Raw genomic sequence first — 22,788 nt, forward strand, 5'->3', positions numbered from 1 at the left:
TTGCAAAGATACATAAAAAACAATTTGTTACAAATATAACATTGTTAAATTTTTTTAAAAATGATAAAAAGCATTTATAAGGTGCTCAATAACAAAGGATTTTTCTTCTTTGTGACCCGAGACCGAAGGACGGACAGACGCAGTAATGGCAATAATGTCAAAACGCACATTAATATCCAAGTCTCTTTGGGTTACGTAAGCATCTACAGCTTTTACTAAAAGCTGGATTTTTTTTGGTTTTACAAAATCTTGGGGCAGACCATATTCTAGAGACGAACGGGTTTTTACTTCTACTATAGCAAGAGTATCTTCTATCTGGGCAATAATATCTATTTCGGCTTTTTGAAACGTCCAATTTTTGTTTAGTATAGTGTAGCCATTTTTTTTGAGATATTCTACAGCAAGATCCTCTCCCAATTTCCCCAGTTCGTTGTGTTCTGCCATTTTTTGAAAATTAGAAGTTATATAGTTACCGGCAAATCTGATTGATTTAAACCGATGAACGCAATATTTAATTTCAATTTTTGATTCATATTAATTAAACATAATTACAAAAATTACAGCTATTTTGATAACAAAAATAATGTACCATCATTTTAATTGATGAAATTATAACAAAATAGAATTTTCAATTCCAAAGTTAAATGTTTAAATTTGAATAATTTTATAAATCATTAAACAACTATATTATGGCTTTTGAATTACCACAATTACCTTATGCGTATGACGCATTAGAACCACATATCGATGCCCGTACAATGGAAATACACCATTCAAAACATCACAACGCTTACACTACAAATTTGAATGCAGCTATTGCTGGAACGGATTTGGAAGGAAAAACAATTGAAAATATCTTAATTAATTTAGATAAATCTAATGCTGCTGTTCGTAATAATGGTGGTGGTTTTTATAATCACAACTTATTTTGGACTGTTATGTCAGCTGATGGAGGCGGATTACCAACTGGTGAATTGCTAGAAGCTATTGAAAGTTCTTTTGGAACTTTTGAAGAATTTAAAGCAAAATTTGCTAAGGCTGGTGCTACACAATTTGGTTCTGGATGGGCTTGGTTATGTGTACAAAAAGGAGGTAAATTAGATGTTTGTGGAACTCCAAATCAAGACAATCCATTAATGCCAGAAGTAGGATGCGGCGGAACTCCAATTTTGGGTATGGATGTTTGGGAACATGCTTATTATTTAAATTATCAAAACAGAAGACCTGATTATATTGAAGCTTTCTTCAGTGTAATTAACTGGACTGAAGTATCTAGACGTTTCGCTTTAGAGAAATAAAAAAATAGAATAAAGAACATAGAAGATAGACGGACGAACCTAGATTTTGTTCGTCTATTTTTTTTTGACACTTTTAATCTTTTTTCTATTCTCTCTTATTTCTATTTTCTTTTTTGACTTTATGCCAATAAAAAAGGTGAAATTTTACTTTCACCCTTTTTGCCCCAAATCTACCATAAACTTAACCTACTAAAAATTATGGTAGTCAAATATACATAGTAAAAAACTATTTCAATATTATTTTCGATAAACTGCTGATAAAATCGTTTAAAGTGTAATTAATTGATTATCAATGTATTTTATTGTTGTTTATTTTGAAATTGATTTTTAAAACGAAACAATAAATTGAAAACGCTGATCACACATAAATAAAAAAGGTGAAATTTTACTTCCACCTTTTTTGCCCCAAATCTACCATAAATTTAACCTACTAAAAATTATGGTAGTCCAAATATACGCTGAAATCAATTATATAAATATTATTTTCGATGAATGCCTGATAAAGTCGGTTAACATGTAATTGACTGATTTTCAGTAAGTTTTTATTGTTGTTTATCTGTTTTAACAAAACAAATTCTCTGCCAAAATAAAAACTGAGTTTATGCCAATAAAAAAGGTGAAATGTTACTTTCACCCTTTTTGCCCCAAATCTACCATAAACTTAACCTACTAAATTATGGTAGAGCAAATATAATTTAGTACTTATGATTTTAAAAATAAATTCGATAAAGTACCTACAAACTCGATAATCGGTCAATTTCATTAATATGCTCTTGCATCCTTACCTTCATAAAAATTCATAAAAGCTCTGTTAACCACGCGATTACCTCCTGGAGTAGGATAATCACCTGTGAAATACCAATCGCCTAAATTTTTCGGACAAGCTGTATGTAAATCTTCTACTGTTTGGAAAATAATTTTTACTTCTGCATTAATTTCAGGTGAACTAAGCATTTCAGCTATTTTATCTGAGATTTCTTGCGGAGTGAAAGAATCATATATTGCGTTAACATAGTTTACAACATCATTATCATGGAAGTTCTCCTGTGCTTTACATTTAGCATAAACTTCATCTACGATATGATATAAGTTTCTTTCTTTCAACAGTTCCAATGCCGCTCTAAAAGCAACTAATCCTTCTAGCTTCGCCATATCTATTCCATAACAATCAGGGAAACGGATTTGCGGAGCAGAAGAAACAATTACAATTCTTTTTGGTTTTAAACGATCCATCATTTTGATAATACTCATTTTAAGAGTTGTGCCTCTTACAATACTATCATCAATAATTACCAGATTATCTGTTGGCTTGATTACTCCATAAGTCACATCATAAACATGGGCAACTAAGTCATCTCTGCTGCTATCTTCGGTAATAAAGGTTCTTAGTTTAGCATCTTTTATTGCTACTTTTTCGGTTCTGATTTTTACCGAAAGTAATTTTTCTAAAGAGTCTACTGTTAACGTGTCTTTATTTTCGAGAATGAAATTTGTTTTTCTTTGATTTAAAAAATCTTGAGCCGCTTCAACCAAACCATAAAAAGAAGTTTCGGCTGTATTCGGGATATATGAAAAAACAGTATTATCAGTATCGTTATCTATAGATTCTAATACCGCTGGCAAAATCAATTTTCCTAGATTTTTTCTTTCCTGATAAATTTCAGCATCACTTCCTCTTGAAAAATAAATACGTTCAAATGAACATGCTTTTTTTACAGTTGGAGCTAAAATTTCCTTCATAGAAATATCCCCATTCTTTTTGATAATCAATGCGCTTCCAGGATCAATTTCTTTTACTTTTTCAAAAGGAACATTAAAAACCGTTTGAATAACCGGACGTTCAGAAGCTACAACAACTATTTCATCATCTTGATAAAAATATGCTGGACGTATTCCTGCAGGATCTCTAAATACAAAGGCATCACCATGACCTAATAAACCCGCCATTGCATATCCTCCATCTAAATTTTTGGATGAACGAGTTAATATTTTGGCAATGTCAAGTCTTTCAGCGATCACAGGCGAAGCTTCTCTTTTAGAGTAGCCTTCAGCTTTACAATCCTGGTACAGCTGCATTACTTCCTTATCAAGAAAGTGACCAATTTTTTCCATTACCGTAACGGTATCTGCCATTTCTTTTGGGTGCTGTCCCAGCTCTACTAAATTCTGAAAAAGCTCTTTAACATTTGTCATATTAAAGTTTCCAGCCAAAATCAAATTCCTGTGCATCCAGTTGCTCTGACGTAAAAATGGATGAACGCTTTCGATGCTGTTTTTACCAAAAGTTCCATAACGAACATGTCCTAAATACAATTCACCTATATATGGAATGTTTGCTTTAAGCTTAGCTACATCATCTGCATACTCAGGATGAGCGTTCATTTCTTCGTTTACTCTTTCGTTTATTTGTTTAAAAACATCTTGAATAGGCTGTGCATGGTTTGAACGGACACGGCTTATATATCTTTCACCAGGTTCTACATCAAATTTAATACTTGCAAAACCAGCACCATCTTGACCGCGATTGTGCTGTTTCTCCATCATCAAGTACATTTTTTGTATGCCGTAAAAAGCAGTTCCGTACTTTTCTTTGTAAAATTCCAGAGGTTTTAAAAGTCTAACTAAAGCTATTCCACATTCGTGTTTTAAAGCGTCGCTCATTGTTTTGTTGTTTGTAGTTGTTGGTATTTATTGGGTCTTTATTGTTTTATTTCAAAAATTAAATACTAAGCTAATTCTTATTGTTTTTTATAAACATAGCAGTACTAATTAAAAAAAGCCTCATAACGAGGCTTTAGAACATTATAATTCTATATCAAACTGGGTCAAAGATTTAAACTGTTTTAATCTTGAGACCACTTCATTCTCATCTAAATCAACCATCCTTTCTGTTCCAAATTTCTCTACACAGAAGGAAGCTAAATTCGAACCGTAAATTATTGCATTTTTCATATTATCGAAAGATACATTTTCACTTTGTGTAATATATCCTGAAAATCCTCCAGCAAAAGTATCTCCTGCACCTGTTGGATCAAAAACGTCTTCTAATGGTAATGCCGGCGCAAAGAAAATTTCTTTACCATGAAATAATAAAGCTCCATGTTCACCTTTTTTGATAACCACATATTTAGGTCCCATTTCATGAATTTTCGCAGCTGCTTTGACTAATGAATATTCACCAGAAAGCTGGCGTGCTTCTTCGTCATTTATCGTAATAACATCTACTCTTTTGATGATGTCTAATAATTCTGGCAGGGCACAGTCCATCCAAAAATTCATAGTGTCAAGAACTACTAATTTTGGTTTGGTTTCCATTTGATCCAAAACACTGCTTTGCACTAAAGGATGTAAGTTACCTAACATCACAATTTCGGCATTTTTATAATCTTGAGGTACTTTCGGCTGAAAATCTGCCAAAACATTAAGTTCGGTCACCAAAGTATCTCTTGAATTTAAATCGTTGTGGTACAATCCGCTCCAGAAAAAAGTTTTTCCGCCTTTAACAACTTCAATTCCAGAAATATCAATATTTCTATCTGTTAGCAAATCCAAATATTCTTGTGGAAAATCATCACCTACTACAGAAACTATCGCAGATTTTACATTAAAAAAAGAAGCTGATATCCCTATGTATGTTGCCGCTCCACCAAGAATTTTATCTGTTTTTCCAAAAGGAGTTTCAATTGCGTCGAAAGCTACTGTTCCAACAATCAATAATTTATTCATTATATGAGTTTCGAATTAGGGTGCAAAGATACTCCATAAGTTGCAATATTGCAAAGGGTGTTGCTCTCAAAGTTTTCATAAAAAAATAATGTCTTTTTTGAGGCTAAAACTATTGCATATTAGATGATTATAATTGATTTCTAACTCGCTTAAAGTGGAATTGCCTGGTATGAAAAACTACTGTTTTGAAAAATTTTATTATTTGAATGACTAATTTAAGAGCAATTTAAAATTGATATTTTTTATCAAAATAATTTTTCAATAATCCAATCTGAATCAAGATCATAAAAGGCACTATTAAAATGGCATACATAATGTTTCTGGAGAAATGGATTCCTGAAAAGAAAGCAGCAGCTCTTTCAGAATAGATTTTACCAATTTCCAGATTGTTTTCTGTACCAGAAAAAAGAAAAGCATAAACTCCGACAATAAGCAACATAAAGGCAATAAAAAACCATGTCGTGTTGGAAATCAAAGGTTTGTAAATTTTAGTTCTGTGTTCTTCAGCTATTAAAACCTGAGACATTATTTTTTTGGTAAAATCAATTGATGGTGACTCTAAAGTATCTTCAGCCATCATTTTTTCAATAAGATCTTCAATATTTTTATTGCTTTCTTTCATAACAATCTATTATTTCTGGTTCTAACTGCTTTTTTAAAATAACTGCTAACTTCTGTCGGCTTCTAAATAATTTTACTTTAACATTATTAGCTGTAATATTCATGACTTTGCCAATTTCGTCTAAATTCTGATCTTCGAAATAAAATAAAGTCAGTAAAAAATTCTCTTCGCTGGGCAGTAAATTTAAGCAATTTTGAATTGTTTGCTTTCGTTCTTTTTCTTCTAAAGCACTCAGCGCATTATCCATCGTTTTAATCAAATGTGCTGAAAATTCATCTATCGAAATATTATTTTCTTCTTTTTTGTTTTTCTTCAGACGGTCTAAACAGGTGTTGTAAGCTATTTTATAAATCCAGGTCGAAAATTTCGAATCCCCTTTAAATTTACTTAAAGAATTGTATATTTTGATGAAAGTGTCCTGCGCAACTTCTTCAGCTTCTTCTCTGTTTTTAACCATTTTAAGTGCCAAAGTAAAAATCAAGTATTTATAGCGGTCAACGAGTACAGCAAACGCATTTGTTTCGCCATTTATCACTTTATCTATATAGTGCTGATCGTTTTGAGTACTCATATTAATGTAAGACGATAATTTATTTGCATAGGTTACAACTTCTAGATAAAAACTCTAATCTTAAATTTTAAATCAAAAATTAAATTCGTACACCACATTAAATTTAAAACTTATTAAAGAGACAGTTGCTGCCAATCATATTTATTTTTTTTTCTAAAAGCTGTAACCTAAACAAAAGTCATCTCGTCATATGGAATATCAATCAATTAAAAAATATAAAATTATGGGACCAGAAATTTTAATTCCAATTACGCTCTTTATGATGATCTTCGGGATTTTCTATCTTATTTATTCAACCAGAAACAGAGAGCGGTTAGCACTTATCGAAAAAGGCATTGATGCCAGTATCTTTTTAAAAGGAAAAGAGAATGGAGTTCCGGCGTGGAAAATTTTGGTAGTGAACCTTGCCTTCTTATTAATAGGCAGCGGTATTGGGATTTTTATCGCCTTACTTATTACAACCTACACATCTTTAGAAAATGGTGCTGTTTATCCGTCTATTATTTTTATAATGGCAGGAGTAGGCTTGCTTGCAGGATTTAGGACCGCTAAAGATCTGGATAAAGAATAAGTTTTTTTAGCTAATACAAAAAATAACGTATCTAGAAAATTATTTCTTGATACGTTATTTTTTTTAATCCATTTTTGAACCGATGGTTTCATAATAAACATCGACAGAAAGTTTAGGTTTCATGGATGCCATAACGGCTAATTCATCACACCTTTCATTTTGAGGATGGTTATTGTGTCCTTTAATCCATTTAAAATCGACTTGATGCTTGCGGTAAACAATTAAAAAACGTTTCCATAAATCAGGGTTTTTTCTAGCAGAAAAGTTTTTTTTCTCCCAGCCAAAGACCCATTTTTTTAAAACCGAATCGACAACATATTTAGAATCTGAAATGACCAAAACCTTCATGTTTGGATTTTTAAGTTTCTCCAGACCGACAATTACAGCCAGAAGTTCCATTCTATTATTTGTCGTTAGCCGAAAGCCCTCATAGAATTCTTTTTTATGCGGTGTCCCAACTAATTCCATTACCACACCGTAACCGCCATTTCCGGGATTTCCTTTAGCGGCACCATCGGTGTAAATATGTACTTCATGTCCCATTTAGATTATTGTTCTAAAATTGTCTGAATAATTTCTGGAAAATACTTTTGTTCCAGTTCATGAATCTTTTCAGCCACGGTTTCTGGAGTATCACTGTCTGTCAGTGCAACATTTTTTTGGAAAATAATACCGCCTTCATCATAATGCTCGTTTACATAATGAATGGATATTCCGGTTTCTTTTTCCTTATTGTTAACTATTGCCCTGTGTATGTGCATGCCGTACATACCTTTACCTCCATAATTAGGCAATAGTGCTGGATGAATATTGATAATTTTATTAGGGTATTTTTCGATTATGTTTTCTGGGAACTTTAGTAGGAAACCAGCCAGAACTATCAGATCTGGATCGATTTTCTGTATTTTATGTAAGATAGTTCTTTCTGTTAAATCATCTTTTGAAAAAATTTCAATAGGAATTAGATGATTTTTTGCCCTTTCTATAACTTTTGCAGAAGCATTATTTGTAAAGACCGAAACAACACGCGCAATTTCAGTTTTTTCAAAATATTTAATAATGTTTTCGGCATTAGTTCCTGATCCTGAGGCAAAAACAATAATTTTTTTCATAATTGAATTAATTTTTAGAATGCAAAAAACGGAATAAAAAACGAAAATAAATAGTATCAAAAGAGCTTTCTTAGAATTAATTTTATAAATTAGTGTTACATTTATAAACTAAATCGTGGTTTTAAAATAAAGTTTTTTATTTTTGCCAACAAATTAAATTCTAAAATTAAAGATTATGTCAGACATTGCATCAAGAGTAAAAGCGATTATCGTAGACAAATTAGGTGTTGACGAAAACGAAGTTGTAACAGAAGCAAGCTTCACTAATGATTTGGGAGCTGACTCATTAGACACTGTTGAGCTTATTATGGAATTCGAAAAAGAATTTGATATTCAAATTCCAGATGATCAAGCAGAAAACATTGCTACTGTTGGTCAAGCTATCTCTTACATCGAGGAAGCTAAAAAATAATAATTATACACCCGATTTCTAAAATTTTTTAAAATTTTAAGTCGGGTGTTATTATTTAAAAAATTAAATTTTTAGATTGAACTTCAATCAAATTATATTTACAATAAAAACCCATGGCTCTTTTAGTTACTTTTTATAGTATAGAAAGCATGGGCTTTATTTGTTAAAAGATAACAAAAATAAAAACGTTTATGGTTTTAAGAAGAGTTGTTGTAACAGGCCTTGGAGCTCTTACTCCCATTGGAAATAATATCCAAGAATATTGGGACGCACTTGTGAATGGAGTTAGCGGAGCGGCTCCTATTACTTATTATGATACAGAAAAGCATAAAACGAAATTTGCCTGTGAAGTAAAAAACTTCAATATCGAAGATTTTATGGATCGTAAAGAATCTCGAAGATTAGACAAATTTGCTCAATATGCTGTTGCCGCAAGTGATGAAGCGATTAAAGATGCTGGACTTACTGATGGTAATATCGATAAAGAAAGAGTTGGTGTTATTTGGGGAGCAGGAATTGGCGGTTTAGAAACTTTCCAGGAAGAAGTAATTTATTATACAAAATGTGATGGAGCCCCAAAATTCAATCCGTTTTTTATTCCTAAAATGATTGCCGATATTGCTCCTGCGCATATCTCAATGCGTAATGGTTATATGGGGCCAAATTATACTACTGTTTCTGCGTGTGCATCTTCTGCAAATGCATTAATTGATGCTTTCAACTACATCCGTTTAGGAATGTGTGATGTTATTATATCAGGAGGCTCGGAGGCTGCAATTACTATTGCAGGTATGGGAGGTTTTAACTCAATGCATGCTTTATCTACCAGAAATGAAAGCCCTGAAACAGCTTCAAGACCTTTTGATGCAACTAGAGATGGTTTTGTCTTAGGAGAAGGGGCAGGAGCTCTAGTTCTTGAGGAATACGAACATGCAATAGCAAGGGGTGCTAAGATTTATTGTGAAATAGGCGGTGGCGGTATGTCTTCAGATGCTTATCACTTAACTGCACCGCATCCGGAAGGAATTGGTGTTATTGCAGTAATGAAAAACACATTAAGAGATGCAGGAATGAACCCGGAAGATGTTGATCACATCAATACTCACGGAACTTCTACTCCATTAGGAGATGTAGCCGAATTAAAAGCAATTAGCGCTGTTTTTGGTGATCATGCAAAATCCATTAATATCAATTCAACTAAATCAATGACTGGGCATTTACTTGGTGCAGCTGGAGCTATTGAAGCTATTGCTTCTATTTTAGCAATGCAGTACGGGATTGTTCCTCCAACAATTAATCATACAGTTGTTGATGAAAATATTGACCCATCATTAAACCTTACATTAAATACACCACAAAAAAGAGAAGTAAATGTTGCTATGAGTAATACTTTTGGCTTTGGTGGACATAATGCCTGCGTATTGTTTAAAAAATTAGATTACAAAGCATAAAATGCGTTTTCTAAAAAAAATATTCTCAAAATCCCGTTCTCTAGAAGACGGGATTTTTTTTAATTCTATCCAAAATATTCTTGGATTTGAGCCTATAACTATAGAATTTTACAAAAAAGCATTCACTCATCGCTCTTCAAACCGCATTGATTTAAAAGGAAATCCTGTTAACTACGAGAGGCTTGAGTTCTTAGGCGATGCTATGCTAAGTTCTGTTATTGCTGCTTATTTATTCAATGAAGCGCCCCTTGGAGACGAGGGTTACTTAACAAAAATGCGCTCAAAAATAGTTAGTAGAGAGCATTTGAATGAATTGGGCAAAGACTTAAATTTAATAGAATTTGTAGAAAGCAAGGTTCCTGTGCATCATTTTGGAGAAAATATACATGGTAATATATTCGAATCATTGATTGGCGCCATATATTTGGACAAAGGCTATGTGTATTGCGAGAAATTTATACAAAAAAGAGTAATAACACCGTATGTTGATATTGCCCGATTAGAAGGTAAAGTTATCAGTTATAAAAGTCTTGTCATAGAATGGTGCCAAAAAGAAAAAAAACAGTTTCACTATGATATCTTTGAGGACAATGCAATTGATGGACAGCGATTATTTGGAGTTAAACTAAGTATTGATGATAAAGTTATTGCAAAAGCGAGAGCTACTTCAAAAAAGAAAGCTGAAGAAAAAGCATCACAGCGGGCTTACTTCGCTTTTCAAGAAAAAATTGAAAGAAAATAGCTAAATGATTATCAATGCTACATCGTTTTCGTTAATAAAATATCATAATCCTAGAGCTTTAGCGTCCTTATACTAATTTAGAAATATTATATTTACAGCTTATTTTTTAATGACCATGGCAATTCATAAACTGAATTTTGGTGAATTTGATGAGATAGATTATGATCTTATCGCTATTCACACCACATTAGAAGATTACCGATTGGCTTATTTTATCAATCAAAAACTTCATGTAAACCTGAATAAATCTATCAAAGAAATTCAAATTACTGATAAAGAAGGGGAAGTTCATTTTTCTAGATTTCATTATTATGAAAAGAAAAAAGATATTTCGTGGGATTTGATACAGAATATAAACGAAGTCATTCAAAAAAAAAAAGAAGACAATCAAAGTTTGTTTACAAATTTTGACATAGAAGTAGCAAAAAAAGTGTACATGATTCCTGAATTCAAAAAAGTAAATTACTTTTTGAAAATAGAAAACAGCGAAGACGACACCAATCTTTTGAAAATTCAAAGTGAGCTGAATTCAATAGATCAAATAGCTGCCAGCTATATTGTTGAAATAAATAAGATAAAATCAAAAAACAATTTAATTTTTTAAGAAAAATGCTTACAAACAAAAAGACCAAAATTGTAGCCACACTTGGGCCTGCATGTAGTACACGAGAAATCATTAAAGATATGATTGAGGCAGGTGTAAATGTATTTAGAGTAAATTTTTCGCATGCTGATTATGAAGATGTTAAAAATAAAATCAACATTATCCGCGGTATAAACGAAGAATTTGGATACACTACTGGTATTCTTGGAGATTTACAAGGTCCTAAACTTCGTGTTGGGGTTATGGAAGACGGCGTTGTTGTAAACGATGGTGATTTAATCACTTTTACAACTGCTGAAGATATAATAGGTACTTCGAAAAAAGTATTTATGAAATACAAAAACTTCCCAAATGATGTTAATCCAGGAGAAAGAATATTACTTGATGATGGAAAATTAATTTTTGAAATCGTTGAAACAGATAAAAAATCAGAAGTTGTTGCCCGCGTTATTCAAGGAGGTGAATTAAAATCTAAGAAAGGGGTAAACTTACCAAATACAAAAATTTCTTTACCTGCACTGACAGAAAAAGACATCGCTGATGCCATTTTTGCAATAGAAATGAAATTAGACTGGATTGCTCTTTCATTTGTTAAGACTCCAAGAGATTTACAAGATTTACAAGAATTAATCGCAAAACACTCCGAATATAAAATTCCAATTATTGCCAAAATCGAAATGCCTGAAGCATTAGAGAACATGGATAGAATTGTGGCTTATTGTGATGCATTAATGGTTGCAAGAGGTGATTTGGGTGTTGAACTTCCTGCTCATGAAGTACCATTAGTACAAAAAGAGCTAATCCGCAGAGCTAAAACTGCTAGAATTCCAGTAATTGTTGCTACACAAATGATGGAGACTATGATTACAAGTTTGACTCCAACTCGTGCTGAAGTAAATGACGTAGCTAATTCGGTTATGGATGGTGCAGATGCTGTAATGCTTTCTGGAGAAACTGCTGCAGGAAATTATCCAGTACAGGTTATCCAAAAAATGACTCAAATACTTGAAGCTGTTGAAGATTCTCCGCTTATTCAAGTTCCTCAAAATTCTCCACAGGTAAGAACTAACCGTTTTATTACTAAAACAGTTTGTCAGCATGCAGCTACTATGGCTAATGTAATCAAAGCTAAAGCAATTTGTACTTTGACAAATAGTGGTTATACAGCGTTCCAAATTTCGGCATGGAGACCTTCTGCTCACATTTTAGTTTTTACATCAAACAAAAGAATTATCACTCAGCTTAATTTATTATGGGGAGTAAAATCTTTCTATTATGAAAAATCAGTAAGTACAGATGACACTGTTATTGATGTAAATAATATTGTAAAAGAAAAAGGTTTTGTAAAAAAAGGAGATTTCTTAATCAACTTGGCAGCTATGCCAATTGTTGAAAAAGGGATGGTTAATACCCTAAGAATTTCTGAAATAGAATAAATTTTTTAATGCCAATATATAAAACCGTCTTAAATCCTTTAAAGATTAAAGACGGTTTTTTTCATTTAAATTTTTGATTATTTTTACAGAAACAAAACCTCTTTGAATGAGTCGATTATTGTTATTTGTTGTTATTTTGCTTCTGCCTTATTATTCAATATCTCAAACAGATTCAGAGTCATTATTAGCTGCAATAGACCAAACTATTGAAAATAATTCCTTTTACACTCAAAAGAAAGAACGAGAAATTACGCAGCTTAAATCGCTTTTAAAAAGTACCAGCGCTTTTAGTTCTAAATACGAGATTACTCAAAAACTGTATATCAGTTACAATTCCTATCAGTCAGACTCCGCTTTAGTCTATGCTAGAAAAAACCTTAAAATTGCAGAAAGTCTTAAAAATTCAGAAAAACTAAACCAAGCTGAAATAAATCTTGTGTCCATAATGGGAACACTAGGAATGTACAAAGAAGGTATTGATGTACTTAATTCTATTGTTATTTTACCGGTTTCTTCTCTAAAAGGACCTTTTTACAGCGTAAGCCGGACAATTTATGGACAAATGGCCGACAATGCTTCTTCTCCACAAGAAAAAGAAAAGTATTTATCACTTGCAAAGAAATATCGGGATTCTTGCATTACATATTTTCCAACTAACACTGTTTCTTACATTACAGCTAAAGCCGATCGGAATTTAGACCATCAGCAGCCAACAGAAACCCTGCATTTATTACTTCCGTATTTTCCTAAAATTGAAGATAGTGATCCTAATCGGGCGATTATATCGTATCTCATTTCGCAAGCTTATAAACAAAAAAAAGACAGATTACAGCAGAAAAAATGGTTAAGCATTTCGGCTTTATCTGACTTGCGATTAGCTAAAAAAGAATATATTTCTCTTCGTTCATTAGCATTTTTGCAATATGAAGACGGCGATATTGAACGAGCTTATACTTATATCAAACGCTCTCTAGATGATGCAGTGGCTTGTAATGCACGTTTGAGAACCTACGAAATATCAAAAATGCTCCCAATCATAAGTGAATCTTATCAGCAGCAAAGCGAAACTAACAGATTTCAATTGGTAGTTTTTTTAATTAGTGCTGGTTTTTTGGTACTTGTTTTGTTAACGCTTTTGTTTTTGTTTTTTAAACAGATGAAAAAATTAGCAGCAGCAAAAAAAGAGCTGAGTTTGGCTAATTTTAAACTTTCGGAACTGAATGCTGAGCTAAATACTTTTAATGAAAAATTAAATCTGTCGAACAATACTTTGACTGAAGCTAATTTTTTGAAAGAAATTTATATTGGCCGTTACATGGATCAATGTTCGGATTATTTAGGAAAACTGGATGAATACCAAAGGAAACTAAATGTACTGGCTACCACTGGTAAAATAAATGATCTGATCAGTACCGCAAAATCAAAAGACTACATCGAAAATGAATTAAGAGAGTTTTATGCCAATTTTGACAAAACATTTTTAGAATTATTTCCTGACTTTATTCGTGATTTCAATATTTTGTTACTTCCAAATGAAACCGTCCATCCAAAAGAAGGGGAACAGCTTAACACCGAATTAAGGATTTTTGCTCTAATTCGTTTGGGAATAAAAGACAGTGCCAAAATTTCCGTGTTCCTTCGGTATTCTATTTCTACTATTTACAATTACCGTTCACAGCTCAAAAACAAATCCGCCGGACCAAGAGACGAATTTGAAGAAAGGGTAATGCAGATTGGAACAAGTACTAAGTAAATACGGTCTCTTTCTAACTTATTTAACTTAAAATTTACTTCCTCTTCAAGAAATTTCTTGTTGCTGAGCCACTTTTTTTTTAAATTAAAAAATAATAACTTATTGATTTTTAGTTATTTATTTTGTAATTTTAAAAAAACAATCTACTTTTTTTAAAAACCGAAATTTTCCGACCTGCAAAGCATATACTTTTACTTTTGCGGAAACGGTATTTTTATAAATGCTAAAGACCATATCATTTATCAGTTTAATGCAGATCAATGTTTGTAAAATAAATCGATTTCGTAAAACTATTTTGAAACAAAAAATAAATTTACTTATATGAAACACTTACTTTATACTGCTTTATTTTATTTAATAGCATTGCAGTGTGCCAATGCGCAGCAATTAAAATCTCCAAATGGAAATTTCACAATGGAGTTTACATTGCTAAATGATGGAACGCCAAGTTACAATTTAACCTATAAGGGTAAAACAGCTGTAAAACCTAGTAAATTAGGTCTTGAATTAAAGAATGACAACAAATCTTTATTGAATGATTTTACTCTTGCAGACAGTAAAATATCTTCATTTGACGAAACATGGAAACCTGTGTGGGGAGAAGTGGAATCGATCCGCAATCAATACAATGAATTAGCAGTAACACTTAATCAAAAAGGAACTGATAGAAAAATTATTATTCGTTTCCGATTGTTTAATGATGGTTTAGGTTTTCGCTATGAATTTCCAAGCCAAAAAAACTTGGTCTATTTTGTTATAAAAGAAGAAAGAACTCAATTTGCAATGGCAGGAGATCATACTGCGTTTTGGATTCCGGGAGATTATGATACTCAGGAATATGATTATACTACTTCTAAATTATCCGAAATCAGAGGACTATCCGAAAAGGCAAAAACAGCAAACTTATCACAAACTTCTTTTTCCTTAACAGGAGTTCAAACTTCTCTTATGCTAAAAACAAATGACGGCCTGTATATTAATCTGCATGAAGCAGCGCTGATTAATTATTCCTGCATGCATTTGAATCTTGATGATAAGAATATGATTTTCGAGTCATGGCTGACACCAGATGAAAATGGTGATAAAGGATACATTCAGGCTCCATCACATTCGCCTTGGCGTACAATCATTGTGAGTGATGATGCCAGAGAAATTTTAGCTTCAAAAATGACTTTAAATTTAAATGATCCCTGCAAAATTGAAGAAACATCTTGGATTAAACCTGTTAAATATGTTGGTGTTTGGTGGGAAATGATTACTGGAAAAACTTCATGGTCATATACCAATGAATTTCCATCTATACAATTAGGGGTTACCGATTTTTCTAAAGCCAAACCAAATGGAACACATGGTGCAAATAATGCAAATGTGAAAAAATATATTGATTTTGCTTCCGCAAATGGTTTCGATGCTGTATTAGTTGAAGGCTGGAATCAAGGCTGGGAAGATTGGTTTGGACACTCTAAGGACTATGTTTTTGATTTTGTAAGTCCATACCCTGATTTTGATGTGAAAGGATTACATGAATATGCAAAATCCAAAGGCGTAAAAATAATTATGCATCATGAAACTTCTGGATCTGTTCGTAATTATGAGCGTCATATGGATAAAGCGTATCAATTCATGAAAGATAATGGATATGATGCTGTAAAAAGTGGTTATGTAGGCAGTATTATATCTAATGGTGATAATCATTACAACCAATTTATGATCAATCACTATCAGTATGCAATAGAAAAAGCTGCCGATTATAAAATTATGCTTAATGCGCATGAAGCCGTAAGACCTACAGGTATTTGCAGAACGTATCCAAATCTTATTGGCAACGAAGCGGCCAGAGGTACGGAATATCAATCTTTTGGCGGATCAAAACCTAATCACGTAACATTGTTGCCTTTTACCCGATTAATAGGTGGTCCAATGGATTATACTCCAGGTATTTTTGAAATGGATTTAAGCAAATTAAACCCAAATAATAATTCACATGTAAACAGCACTATTGCCAACCAGCTTGCTTTGTATGTAACACTTTATAGTCCGTTGCAAATGGCTGCCGATTTACCAGAAAATTATAATAGGTTTCCAGATGCTTTTCAATTTATCAAAGATGTTGCAGTAGATTGGAGTGAAAGTAACTATCTAGAAGCAGAACCAGGTCAATATGTAACTGTTGCCCGAAAAGCAAAAGGAACTAACAACTGGTTTGTGGGGAATGTAAATGGATATGATTCTCGTACTTCAAATATTATTTTTTCTTTTTTAGAAAAAGGAAAAAAATATACAGCTACTATTTATGCTGATGGAAAAGATGCCAATTACAAAACAAATCCGCAGGCTTATACAGTCAGAAAAATAGAAGTTACCAATAAATCTAAGCTTTCACAGCTTAGTGCTCCTGGTGGCGGTTATGGGATAAGTATTATTGAAAACAAAAAATAATAGTATGATATTACCCTAACGGATAAACAAATAGACAACTATTAAAAATTAAGGCTCATTAAGGATTAAATACTTAATAAGCCTTAATTTTTTTAATGGTTTAAAATCTTACGGTTTTTCGCCAAAAATCTTAATGTCATCAACCATAAAAGCACCGTTTAAGGTTTTGTTTTTCCCAGAACCAATGTATTTGAACGCAATATTGATATTTCCTGAGTAGGCTGACAAATCGATCCCGCCAGAACTTATAAATTCACGGGAAGGGGTGGATAAAGATGATACTTTGGCTGCTAGTTTTGTCCATGTCGCCCCAGCAAGGGTACCTTCAAAATTGGTTGAAATATAGACTTCCAAAGTATTTTGAGGAGAATCGGTTTTTAAGTCGTGCTGTGCGCTTCGAAAAGACAGTACCGGATTTTTATAATCTTCCAAATTAATTTTTGGAGAAACCAGCCAAGCTATGTTTTCGGCTGCGCTGGTACTTGTGGTATTGAACTCAGCATAACCATTGCTGCTATAAACCATGCTTTTCCAAAGCTTCGAGGCTTTTTCGACAATATTGCTCCAGCCAGGCAATGCAAAATTTACATTGTGCTTAACGGACTGAAAATCTTCTGCAAAAAAAGGAATATTTCTGTTGCCACTTATTATAATATCTTTTTCGGATCGGACCATTAATTGATAATCGATGCCGAATTTTGTCAGGATTCCGCGAATATTTCCGTTTCCTTCGGGTACTAAATGATCTGAAAAAGCAGCATAACCGCTTGTTCTAAAGATAATCTGATTCCCTGTTTTGTCCCGCAGATTCCAATTCGTTGCTCCTCCAATGTCATTGGTTTCTTCATAATAATGCCGTCCTAATGCCGATTCAGTAAACTCTACATCTTTCAATTCGACTAGAGTATTTATCTTGGTATCATTCAAAGCTTCTTCGATGGTAATTTGCTTCACCAATTGGCTTTCTTCAATGATTGTGCAGGAGGCATTCAGTACTTTTTTATAGTCATTTTGAGGAATTCGGCCAACACCGCCTTCGTCGTAGCTGTTGACAAAAATATTTCCAATGCGCATTCCTCCAAAATAAAAATCAGTATACAGATCTTTCATTTTGATATAGACTTTGTTTCCAACTCTAAAATCGATATAAGTATTTGATGCATCTACTGGTGCACTAAATCCCAATGCAGGAGCAGTGTTTGTCTCCAAAGTTTGAAATGAAATTGTTTTAAAAAAATTCCCTTCTTCATCGCTGGAAACTACATAAGCTTCAATAATATCATCATATTTATATTGTGTTACTATAGAATTAGTACTCGAACGGATTTCTTCGACGGTACGATTTACTTTTAAATCAGGTTGGTTACATGAAAGTTTTGGCACACTAAACTCTTCGGCACAACTAGTTAAAAGTATCGCAGTTCCTAATAAAACAATAGTAATTTTTAATTTCATAATCTTTTTACTTAAAAATTTATAAATTGACATACAAATTCACAAAATAGGTTCTACCGTATCCATAAAAATATTTATTCCCAAAATTGGATGTTCCGCTGGAAACATCCTGATTGAGCTGTCTAAAATTGGCATTTCTTGCCTGTTCATAACCTCCTGTTTTATAAATCAAGTCTAGAACGTTATTCAGTGTTGCAAAGAGTCCAATGTTTTTTCCTTTTATTTTCCAAGATTTTCCGCCGGATATGTTTAATAATGTAATAGGATCAAATTTTTCCTGTGTTAGTAATTCACGAGCTCTTTCTTCTGAAGCTTCGGGAAAGTTGAAACCGCTCGCAGGGTTTTTATAGAATATATCGGTTCTCGAAATGGGAGAAACATCTATAAAGGTTTCAGCCAAATAATTAATATTAGCACCAATCCACCAGTATTTTGGATCGCGGTATTCGATTCCCAATGCGGCTGCCTGTTGTGGCATTCCCGCCTGATGGTAATTTTTCAAGGCGGAAGTTCCAAAATCGAATACTGGATTTGGATTTTCTTCAGTAGCTTGGGCGTCATTGGTTATCGTGACATTTGGATTGCTATTATAAGTATATTGACCGTAAACCATCGAAAAATTAGTCATCAGTGTCGGGCTCAATTGATATTGAAAACTAAACTCGGCACCAATATTCCTTTTGTCTAAATGCGTCAATGTTTGACTTACAAAAGCATCGGTGCTGGCATATCCTGCTCCGTCATCAAAAATCCCTTCGGCATAGAAGAAAGAAGTCTGCGTGATGTTCTTTATTTGGGCATAAAAAAGTGTGATGCGCGTTTGCCATTTTGGAGTTCGATAAAAATAACTCGCATCCAAACTGCTTATGTTTTCATTCTGCAATCCTGCAACCACCGAATTATTCAAACGGGAATTCGGAAATGTATTTCGTATTGTAGGTGCATTCGAAAGATAGGCTCCATTAAAATTCACTTGCCGTCTTCCCGAAATTTTAAATAATGCTCCTCCTTTGAAACCAAAATTATCAAAATGTACTTTCTCGCTTTTCCCAAAAGAATTGGCTGGATAAATTCCATTTTGGTACAAACCTTCGCGCTGATAAATAGTGCTTACAAAATTTTGTGCCAAATAAAAATCAACTTTGTTGTAGGTGAATTTAAAATTGGTAAACAGATTTAAAGCATTTGCAGCATAATTAAAATTGTAACCGTAAATATCTCCTTCAACAACTTGTCTGTCGGGATGATTCAAATCCGACTGTGCTTGGTCTCCATTATAAAAAACATCAATATCCTCAAAATACAAACCTCCCAATAAATCCTTTAATTGCTGGTAATTATGAGATTTTAAATGACTGTAAAAACCGCCTGCAGTTAAAAAAAGATTATCATTTATCTGCGTATTGAAAGAGGAAGTTGCCGTCATCGTTTGGTCATCGGCGTGATCTTCATACAAAACATAATTACTTTTCGCAGGTTTATAAGCTGTTATATTTCCGTTGTCATCCAAAACCGGTGACTGATTTGCATAATACAAAGCATTCCAATTGATCTGATTATTGGCTAGAAACTGCTCTTTGCTTTTCTGCGCTTCTTCATAATCAGGAATAAATGCTCCCGAAAATTCACCATTGTCTTTCGCATACATTGAAGTATAATAGCTTGGCATTTTTCTGTAATAAGTAGGGTCTGGACTATTTGCATTTTGATAGTCAATATTACTGTTGGTGATTTTTCCAAATTGATACGTCAAGCTCGAATTCAGCATTGTGGCTTCATCAATGGTAAAAAAATGATTCAGCATTAAGATGGGTTCTTCAATGGTTTTTATTCTGGCGTTGCGTTTTTTACCGTCAAACCAGCCCCAATAGGAATTGTATCTTTCGCTTGTTAATTCGGTAACTTCGGCAGTGTTTGGTGAATTTTTGGCTCTTGAATTTGGGGTGTAGAATCCAGAGAAATTCAAGGAATGCTGATCGTTTATTTTCTTTTCGACACTAATAAAACCAGCTATTGCATTATAATTTGTTCCTTCAAAATAGCCTTCTTCAGCCCAGCGTGTTCCTGCAGAAACTACAAATGCCCAGCCTTTGGCATTCATTCCTGATGCATAGGTTCCAGTCATTCGCCAAGAATAATTCGTATTAGTCCCTGAAAAAGAAAGTATAGTTCCCGGTCTGTAAATAGATGCTCGGGTATTGATTTGCTGCGTTCCCAAAATACCTCCAAAAACATAATCCGAAGGGAAAGAACCAATAGTAAATTCCTGATTCCGAACAGCATTATTCAATCCGCTCCAATCGCCCCATTGCGGACGGCCGTCGTACAATTTGTTCATCGTAACACCATTAATGGTTGTAGTGGCATATTGACTGTCCAAACCTCGGATTCTAAATCGGGCCTGTCCCCAATTAAAAGCAGCCGCCTGCTGAAAAGCATCTCTGGAAGACTGTAAAAGTCCCGAAGTGCTTTCGGAACCGCTGTTGTCGTCGCTCAAATCAGTTTCGAGAAGCGTGATTAGGCCCGTCTGCTGTTCGACCATTTGATTATCTTCCATCGGGATAACTCCTAAGTCAAGCATTTGATCTTTTGTAATAGCTACAGGAAGCACCAGATCTTTAAAACCCTGACTGTGTAAAAGCAGTAATTGATTGCCAGGCAGAACATTATAAAAACTAAAAACACCATCGTTAGAAGTAAGCTGCATTAACTGAGTATTTTCAATGGTAACAATTACATTTTCTAATGGTTTTTGAGTTTTTGAATCAATGATTTTCCCTTTAACGCCTGTTGGTTTCTGGGCAAAAACAAAAGTTATTTTCAATAAAAATATTATTCCGAACAAAAATTCCCTCATACTTATTTTACTAACTAATGGAATAAGTCATGTCAGGACACGACAAATCCAAAGATTAAATTCGTTTAAAAAAGAGGATAAAGAATGTTTTGGAAAAAGAGATGGTATTTTGAATATCAGCCAAATAGAAATAGCTTTCGATTGATTTCGAAAACAAACATAGGAAAAAAACTATTTAAAAAAATAAGTAAAAACCTGTTTTTTGTGATTATTCGCTGATTACTTTTATACGGCCTACCATAAAAGCGATGAAAAACCCAAAAATTCCAATAAAAGCAAAGGAAAAACGCAGACTAAAGAGTTCGGCAATATGACCTATTACAGGCGGTCCCATTAAAAAACCAAGGAAACTTACACTTGAAACGGTGGTCAAAGCTTCGCCAGTTGGGATTGTCGGATGCTTGCCTGCAATACTATACAAAGTAGGAACTACAGTTGAAACTCCCAGTCCAATTGCCATAAAAGCAATCATCGAAGGTATTATATAAGGAAAAGCTACTGCTGTAAAAAAGCCTGACGAAATCATAATCCCGCTGATCTGCATAACTTTTTTTCGTCCATATCTATTGATTAATTTATCTCCAAAAAAACGACCGCTGGCCATCATAATCATAAACGAAGTATAGCCTAAAATTATTAATGCACCAGGCGCTTTGACAATATCTTTAAAAAAAACGCCACTCCAGTCAAACATAATTCCTTCGCTGGCCATACTGCAAAATCCAATAACACCCAGTAAAACTAAAGTTTGGTCTGGTTTACGGAATCCTTTTTTCTTCTCAGTTTTCATTGTTTCCTTAGCTTTAATCAAGAGTTTGAAATTTAAAGCAATAAGTAAAAATGCTGTGAAGGCTACAATTAGGAAATGAGTATAGGTACTGAGCTGTAATGCCAGCATTCCCAAACCTACTAATGCACCTGTAAATCCTGCCAGACTCCACATCCCGTGAAAGGAAGACATGATCGTTCTTCTAAAAAGTCCTTCGGTATAAATGCCCTGAGTGTTTACAGAAATATTGGTCAGGTTTCCAAAGATTCCAAATGCATATAATGCAAGAGCCAGCTGCCACGCGTTTTGAGCCAATCCCAAATTCGTTAAACTCACTGCATACATTGAAATGGCAAAGGGCAAAATACGATGACTTCCAAAGCGGGTTACCAATTTACCAGAAAAATACATCATCGTTAACTGACCGACAGGAAGTGCAAAAAGTATAGTTCCTAGTTGTCCATCGCTTAAATGCAAAGTCGATTTTATAGTTGGAATTCGGCTTGCCCAAGTAGCAAAACATAATCCCATAGCAAAATAAAACATAGAAACTGCGAGCCGAATTCTAAGCAGATAAGAAGCTTTAGCATCGCGATAGTTTTTCTTGTATTTTCCTTTGGCTTTATACCAGCCTATAAAATTAAAATATTGCAAATTTCTGCTCTTTAAAAATGTAATACAAAGGTACTAAATGAATTTGTTTAAATCCGTTGCTAACAATTACTCCTTAAATTAAAACGTTATTGTTCATAATTTTGATTCTGATTAATATTTTTTGAAGCAGAAAGATTAGGCATTTTTAGGAAACATTGGTCCCGCTTTCCGTTACAATCTTATTGCCCGAACCCCGGGCAACAAGGATTTCCACTACAATCGGGGCTAAACGACAACATACTGCTTTTTTACAATTTCAAAAAAAGGCAAAGGATTCGAGTTTGTAATCTGCCACCAGATTTAAGAGATTTCTATC

At 33.5% G+C, this 22,788-nt stretch carries 19 protein-coding genes; 9 read left to right on the forward strand and 10 right to left on the reverse strand.

The features are described 5' to 3' along the window. Positions 1–54: 54 nt before the first annotated feature. A complete protein-coding gene (locus tag C8P67_RS10635) occupies positions 55–444 on the reverse strand; it encodes a YraN family protein (protein ID WP_115813147.1) in 390 nt (129 codons plus the stop codon). A gap of 245 nt (positions 445–689) precedes the next feature. Here C8P67_RS10635 and C8P67_RS10640 point away from each other — a divergent pair, with 245 nt between their 5' ends. After that, positions 690–1,298: a superoxide dismutase gene (locus C8P67_RS10640; RefSeq protein WP_115813149.1), complete on the forward strand. Its 609-nt coding sequence runs from the start codon at positions 690–692 to the stop codon at positions 1,296–1,298. Positions 1,299–2,060: 762 nt separating this feature from the next. On the opposite strand, the gene C8P67_RS10645 is transcribed toward C8P67_RS10640, so the two are convergent. The 4 genes from C8P67_RS10645 to C8P67_RS10660 form a co-directional block, all read right to left on the reverse strand. Then, the gene (locus C8P67_RS10645; protein ID WP_115813151.1) at positions 2,061–3,959 is read right to left on the reverse strand and encodes an amidophosphoribosyltransferase; all 1,899 of its coding nucleotides are present in this window, start codon (positions 3,957–3,959) and stop codon (positions 2,061–2,063) included. A 141-nt stretch (positions 3,960–4,100) separates the two neighbouring features. Next, positions 4,101–5,024 (reverse strand): PfkB family carbohydrate kinase, encoded by a 924-nt coding sequence (locus C8P67_RS10650; RefSeq protein WP_115813153.1) that lies wholly within the window; start codon positions 5,022–5,024, stop codon positions 4,101–4,103. A 226-nt stretch (positions 5,025–5,250) separates the two neighbouring features. Next, positions 5,251–5,646, reverse strand: coding sequence for a hypothetical protein (locus C8P67_RS10655; RefSeq protein ID WP_115813155.1), 396 nt, complete (start codon positions 5,644–5,646; stop codon positions 5,251–5,253). Next, on the reverse strand, positions 5,630–6,217 hold the full coding sequence (locus tag C8P67_RS10660) for an RNA polymerase sigma factor (RefSeq protein WP_115813157.1): 588 nt from the start codon (positions 6,215–6,217) through the stop codon (positions 5,630–5,632). Before C8P67_RS10660 ends, C8P67_RS10655 begins: the two co-directional genes overlap by 17 nt. A gap of 223 nt (positions 6,218–6,440) precedes the next feature. Between C8P67_RS10660 and C8P67_RS10665 the strand changes: the two genes are divergently transcribed. Continuing rightward, the gene (locus C8P67_RS10665; protein WP_115813297.1) at positions 6,441–6,788 is read left to right on the forward strand and encodes a DUF6249 domain-containing protein; all 348 of its coding nucleotides are present in this window, start codon (positions 6,441–6,443) and stop codon (positions 6,786–6,788) included. A 63-nt stretch (positions 6,789–6,851) separates the two neighbouring features. Here C8P67_RS10665 and rnhA read toward each other — a convergent pair whose 3' ends face one another. Together rnhA and purN are read right to left on the reverse strand one after the other, a co-directional pair. Continuing rightward, entirely contained in the window at positions 6,852–7,331 is a 480-nt protein-coding gene (gene rnhA / locus C8P67_RS10670; protein ID WP_115813159.1) for a ribonuclease HI, read from the reverse strand. A 5-nt stretch (positions 7,332–7,336) separates the two neighbouring features. Further along, positions 7,337–7,900, reverse strand: coding sequence for a phosphoribosylglycinamide formyltransferase (gene purN, locus C8P67_RS10675; protein ID WP_115813161.1), 564 nt, complete (start codon positions 7,898–7,900; stop codon positions 7,337–7,339). A 175-nt stretch (positions 7,901–8,075) separates the two neighbouring features. On the opposite strand from purN, the gene C8P67_RS10680 reads away from it, so the two are divergent. The 7 genes from C8P67_RS10680 to C8P67_RS10710 all read left to right on the forward strand — a co-directional run bounded on the left by C8P67_RS10680 (position 8,076) and on the right by C8P67_RS10710 (position 16,737). Next, on the forward strand, positions 8,076–8,312 hold the full coding sequence (locus C8P67_RS10680; RefSeq protein ID WP_007137004.1) for an acyl carrier protein: 237 nt from the start codon (positions 8,076–8,078) through the stop codon (positions 8,310–8,312). 191 nt (positions 8,313–8,503) lie between these two features. After that, complete coding sequence (fabF, locus tag C8P67_RS10685; protein WP_115813163.1) at positions 8,504–9,763, forward strand: beta-ketoacyl-ACP synthase II; 1,260 nt, start codon at positions 8,504–8,506, stop codon at positions 9,761–9,763. 1 nt (position 9,764) lies between these two features. Further along, positions 9,765–10,505, forward strand: coding sequence for a ribonuclease III (gene rnc / locus C8P67_RS10690; RefSeq protein ID WP_115813165.1), 741 nt, complete (start codon positions 9,765–9,767; stop codon positions 10,503–10,505). Between the two features lie 115 nt (positions 10,506–10,620). Beyond that, a complete protein-coding gene (locus C8P67_RS10695) occupies positions 10,621–11,109 on the forward strand; it encodes an IPExxxVDY family protein (protein WP_115813167.1) in 489 nt (162 codons plus the stop codon). A 5-nt stretch (positions 11,110–11,114) separates the two neighbouring features. After that, positions 11,115–12,545, forward strand: a complete 1,431-nt coding sequence (gene pyk / locus C8P67_RS10700; protein ID WP_115813169.1) for a pyruvate kinase — start codon at positions 11,115–11,117, stop codon at positions 12,543–12,545. A gap of 106 nt (positions 12,546–12,651) precedes the next feature. After that, entirely contained in the window at positions 12,652–14,298 is a 1,647-nt protein-coding gene (locus tag C8P67_RS10705) for a DUF6377 domain-containing protein (protein ID WP_115813170.1), read from the forward strand. Positions 14,299–14,619: 321 nt separating this feature from the next. After that, positions 14,620–16,737: a glycoside hydrolase family 97 protein gene (locus tag C8P67_RS10710; RefSeq protein WP_115813171.1), complete on the forward strand. Its 2,118-nt coding sequence runs from the start codon at positions 14,620–14,622 to the stop codon at positions 16,735–16,737. Positions 16,738–16,845: 108 nt separating this feature from the next. Here the strand turns inward: C8P67_RS10710 and C8P67_RS10715 are convergent, their stop codons facing one another. The 3 genes from C8P67_RS10715 to C8P67_RS10725 all read right to left on the reverse strand — a co-directional run bounded on the left by C8P67_RS10715 (position 16,846) and on the right by C8P67_RS10725 (position 22,472). After that, positions 16,846–18,192, reverse strand: a complete 1,347-nt coding sequence (locus C8P67_RS10715) for a DUF5689 domain-containing protein (protein ID WP_115813298.1) — start codon at positions 18,190–18,192, stop codon at positions 16,846–16,848. A gap of 19 nt (positions 18,193–18,211) precedes the next feature. After that, positions 18,212–21,049 (reverse strand): carboxypeptidase-like regulatory domain-containing protein, encoded by a 2,838-nt coding sequence (locus C8P67_RS10720; protein ID WP_115813172.1) that lies wholly within the window; start codon positions 21,047–21,049, stop codon positions 18,212–18,214. 208 nt (positions 21,050–21,257) lie between these two features. Then, positions 21,258–22,472, reverse strand: coding sequence for an MFS transporter (locus tag C8P67_RS10725; protein WP_115813173.1), 1,215 nt, complete (start codon positions 22,470–22,472; stop codon positions 21,258–21,260). Positions 22,473–22,788: the final 316 nt, after the last annotated feature.

This window comes from Flavobacterium aquicola, assembly GCF_003385115.1.
Lineage (GTDB): Bacteria > Bacteroidota > Bacteroidia > Flavobacteriales > Flavobacteriaceae > Flavobacterium > Flavobacterium aquicola.

Bases quoted from the DNA above. Each gene is read 5' to 3' on its own strand.
- C8P67_RS10640 (WP_115813149.1), top strand. From the start codon at position 690: ATGGCTTTTGAATTACCACAATTACCTTATGCGTATGACGCATTAGAA.
- C8P67_RS10650 (WP_115813153.1), bottom strand. From the start codon at position 5,024: ATGAATAAATTATTGATTGTTGGAACAGTAGCTTTCGACGCAATTGAA.
- C8P67_RS10710 (WP_115813171.1), top strand. From the start codon at position 14,620: ATGAAACACTTACTTTATACTGCTTTATTTTATTTAATAGCATTGCAG.
- C8P67_RS10680 (WP_007137004.1), top strand. From the start codon at position 8,076: ATGTCAGACATTGCATCAAGAGTAAAAGCGATTATCGTAGACAAATTA.
- C8P67_RS10660 (WP_115813157.1), bottom strand. From the start codon at position 6,217: ATGAGTACTCAAAACGATCAGCACTATATAGATAAAGTGATAAATGGC.
- C8P67_RS10645 (WP_115813151.1), bottom strand. From the start codon at position 3,959: ATGAGCGACGCTTTAAAACACGAATGTGGAATAGCTTTAGTTAGACTT.
- C8P67_RS10715 (WP_115813298.1), bottom strand. From the start codon at position 18,192: ATGAAATTAAAAATTACTATTGTTTTATTAGGAACTGCGATACTTTTA.
- C8P67_RS10720 (WP_115813172.1), bottom strand. From the start codon at position 21,049: ATGAGGGAATTTTTGTTCGGAATAATATTTTTATTGAAAATAACTTTT.
- fabF (WP_115813163.1), top strand. From the start codon at position 8,504: ATGGTTTTAAGAAGAGTTGTTGTAACAGGCCTTGGAGCTCTTACTCCC.
- rnc (WP_115813165.1), top strand. From the start codon at position 9,765: ATGCGTTTTCTAAAAAAAATATTCTCAAAATCCCGTTCTCTAGAAGAC.
- C8P67_RS10695 (WP_115813167.1), top strand. From the start codon at position 10,621: ATGGCAATTCATAAACTGAATTTTGGTGAATTTGATGAGATAGATTAT.
- rnhA (WP_115813159.1), bottom strand. From the start codon at position 7,331: ATGGGACATGAAGTACATATTTACACCGATGGTGCCGCTAAAGGAAAT.
- pyk (WP_115813169.1), top strand. From the start codon at position 11,115: ATGCTTACAAACAAAAAGACCAAAATTGTAGCCACACTTGGGCCTGCA.
- C8P67_RS10635 (WP_115813147.1), bottom strand. From the start codon at position 444: ATGGCAGAACACAACGAACTGGGGAAATTGGGAGAGGATCTTGCTGTA.
- C8P67_RS10655 (WP_115813155.1), bottom strand. From the start codon at position 5,646: ATGAAAGAAAGCAATAAAAATATTGAAGATCTTATTGAAAAAATGATG.
- C8P67_RS10665 (WP_115813297.1), top strand. From the start codon at position 6,441: ATGGGACCAGAAATTTTAATTCCAATTACGCTCTTTATGATGATCTTC.
- C8P67_RS10705 (WP_115813170.1), top strand. From the start codon at position 12,652: ATGAGTCGATTATTGTTATTTGTTGTTATTTTGCTTCTGCCTTATTAT.
- purN (WP_115813161.1), bottom strand. From the start codon at position 7,900: ATGAAAAAAATTATTGTTTTTGCCTCAGGATCAGGAACTAATGCCGAA.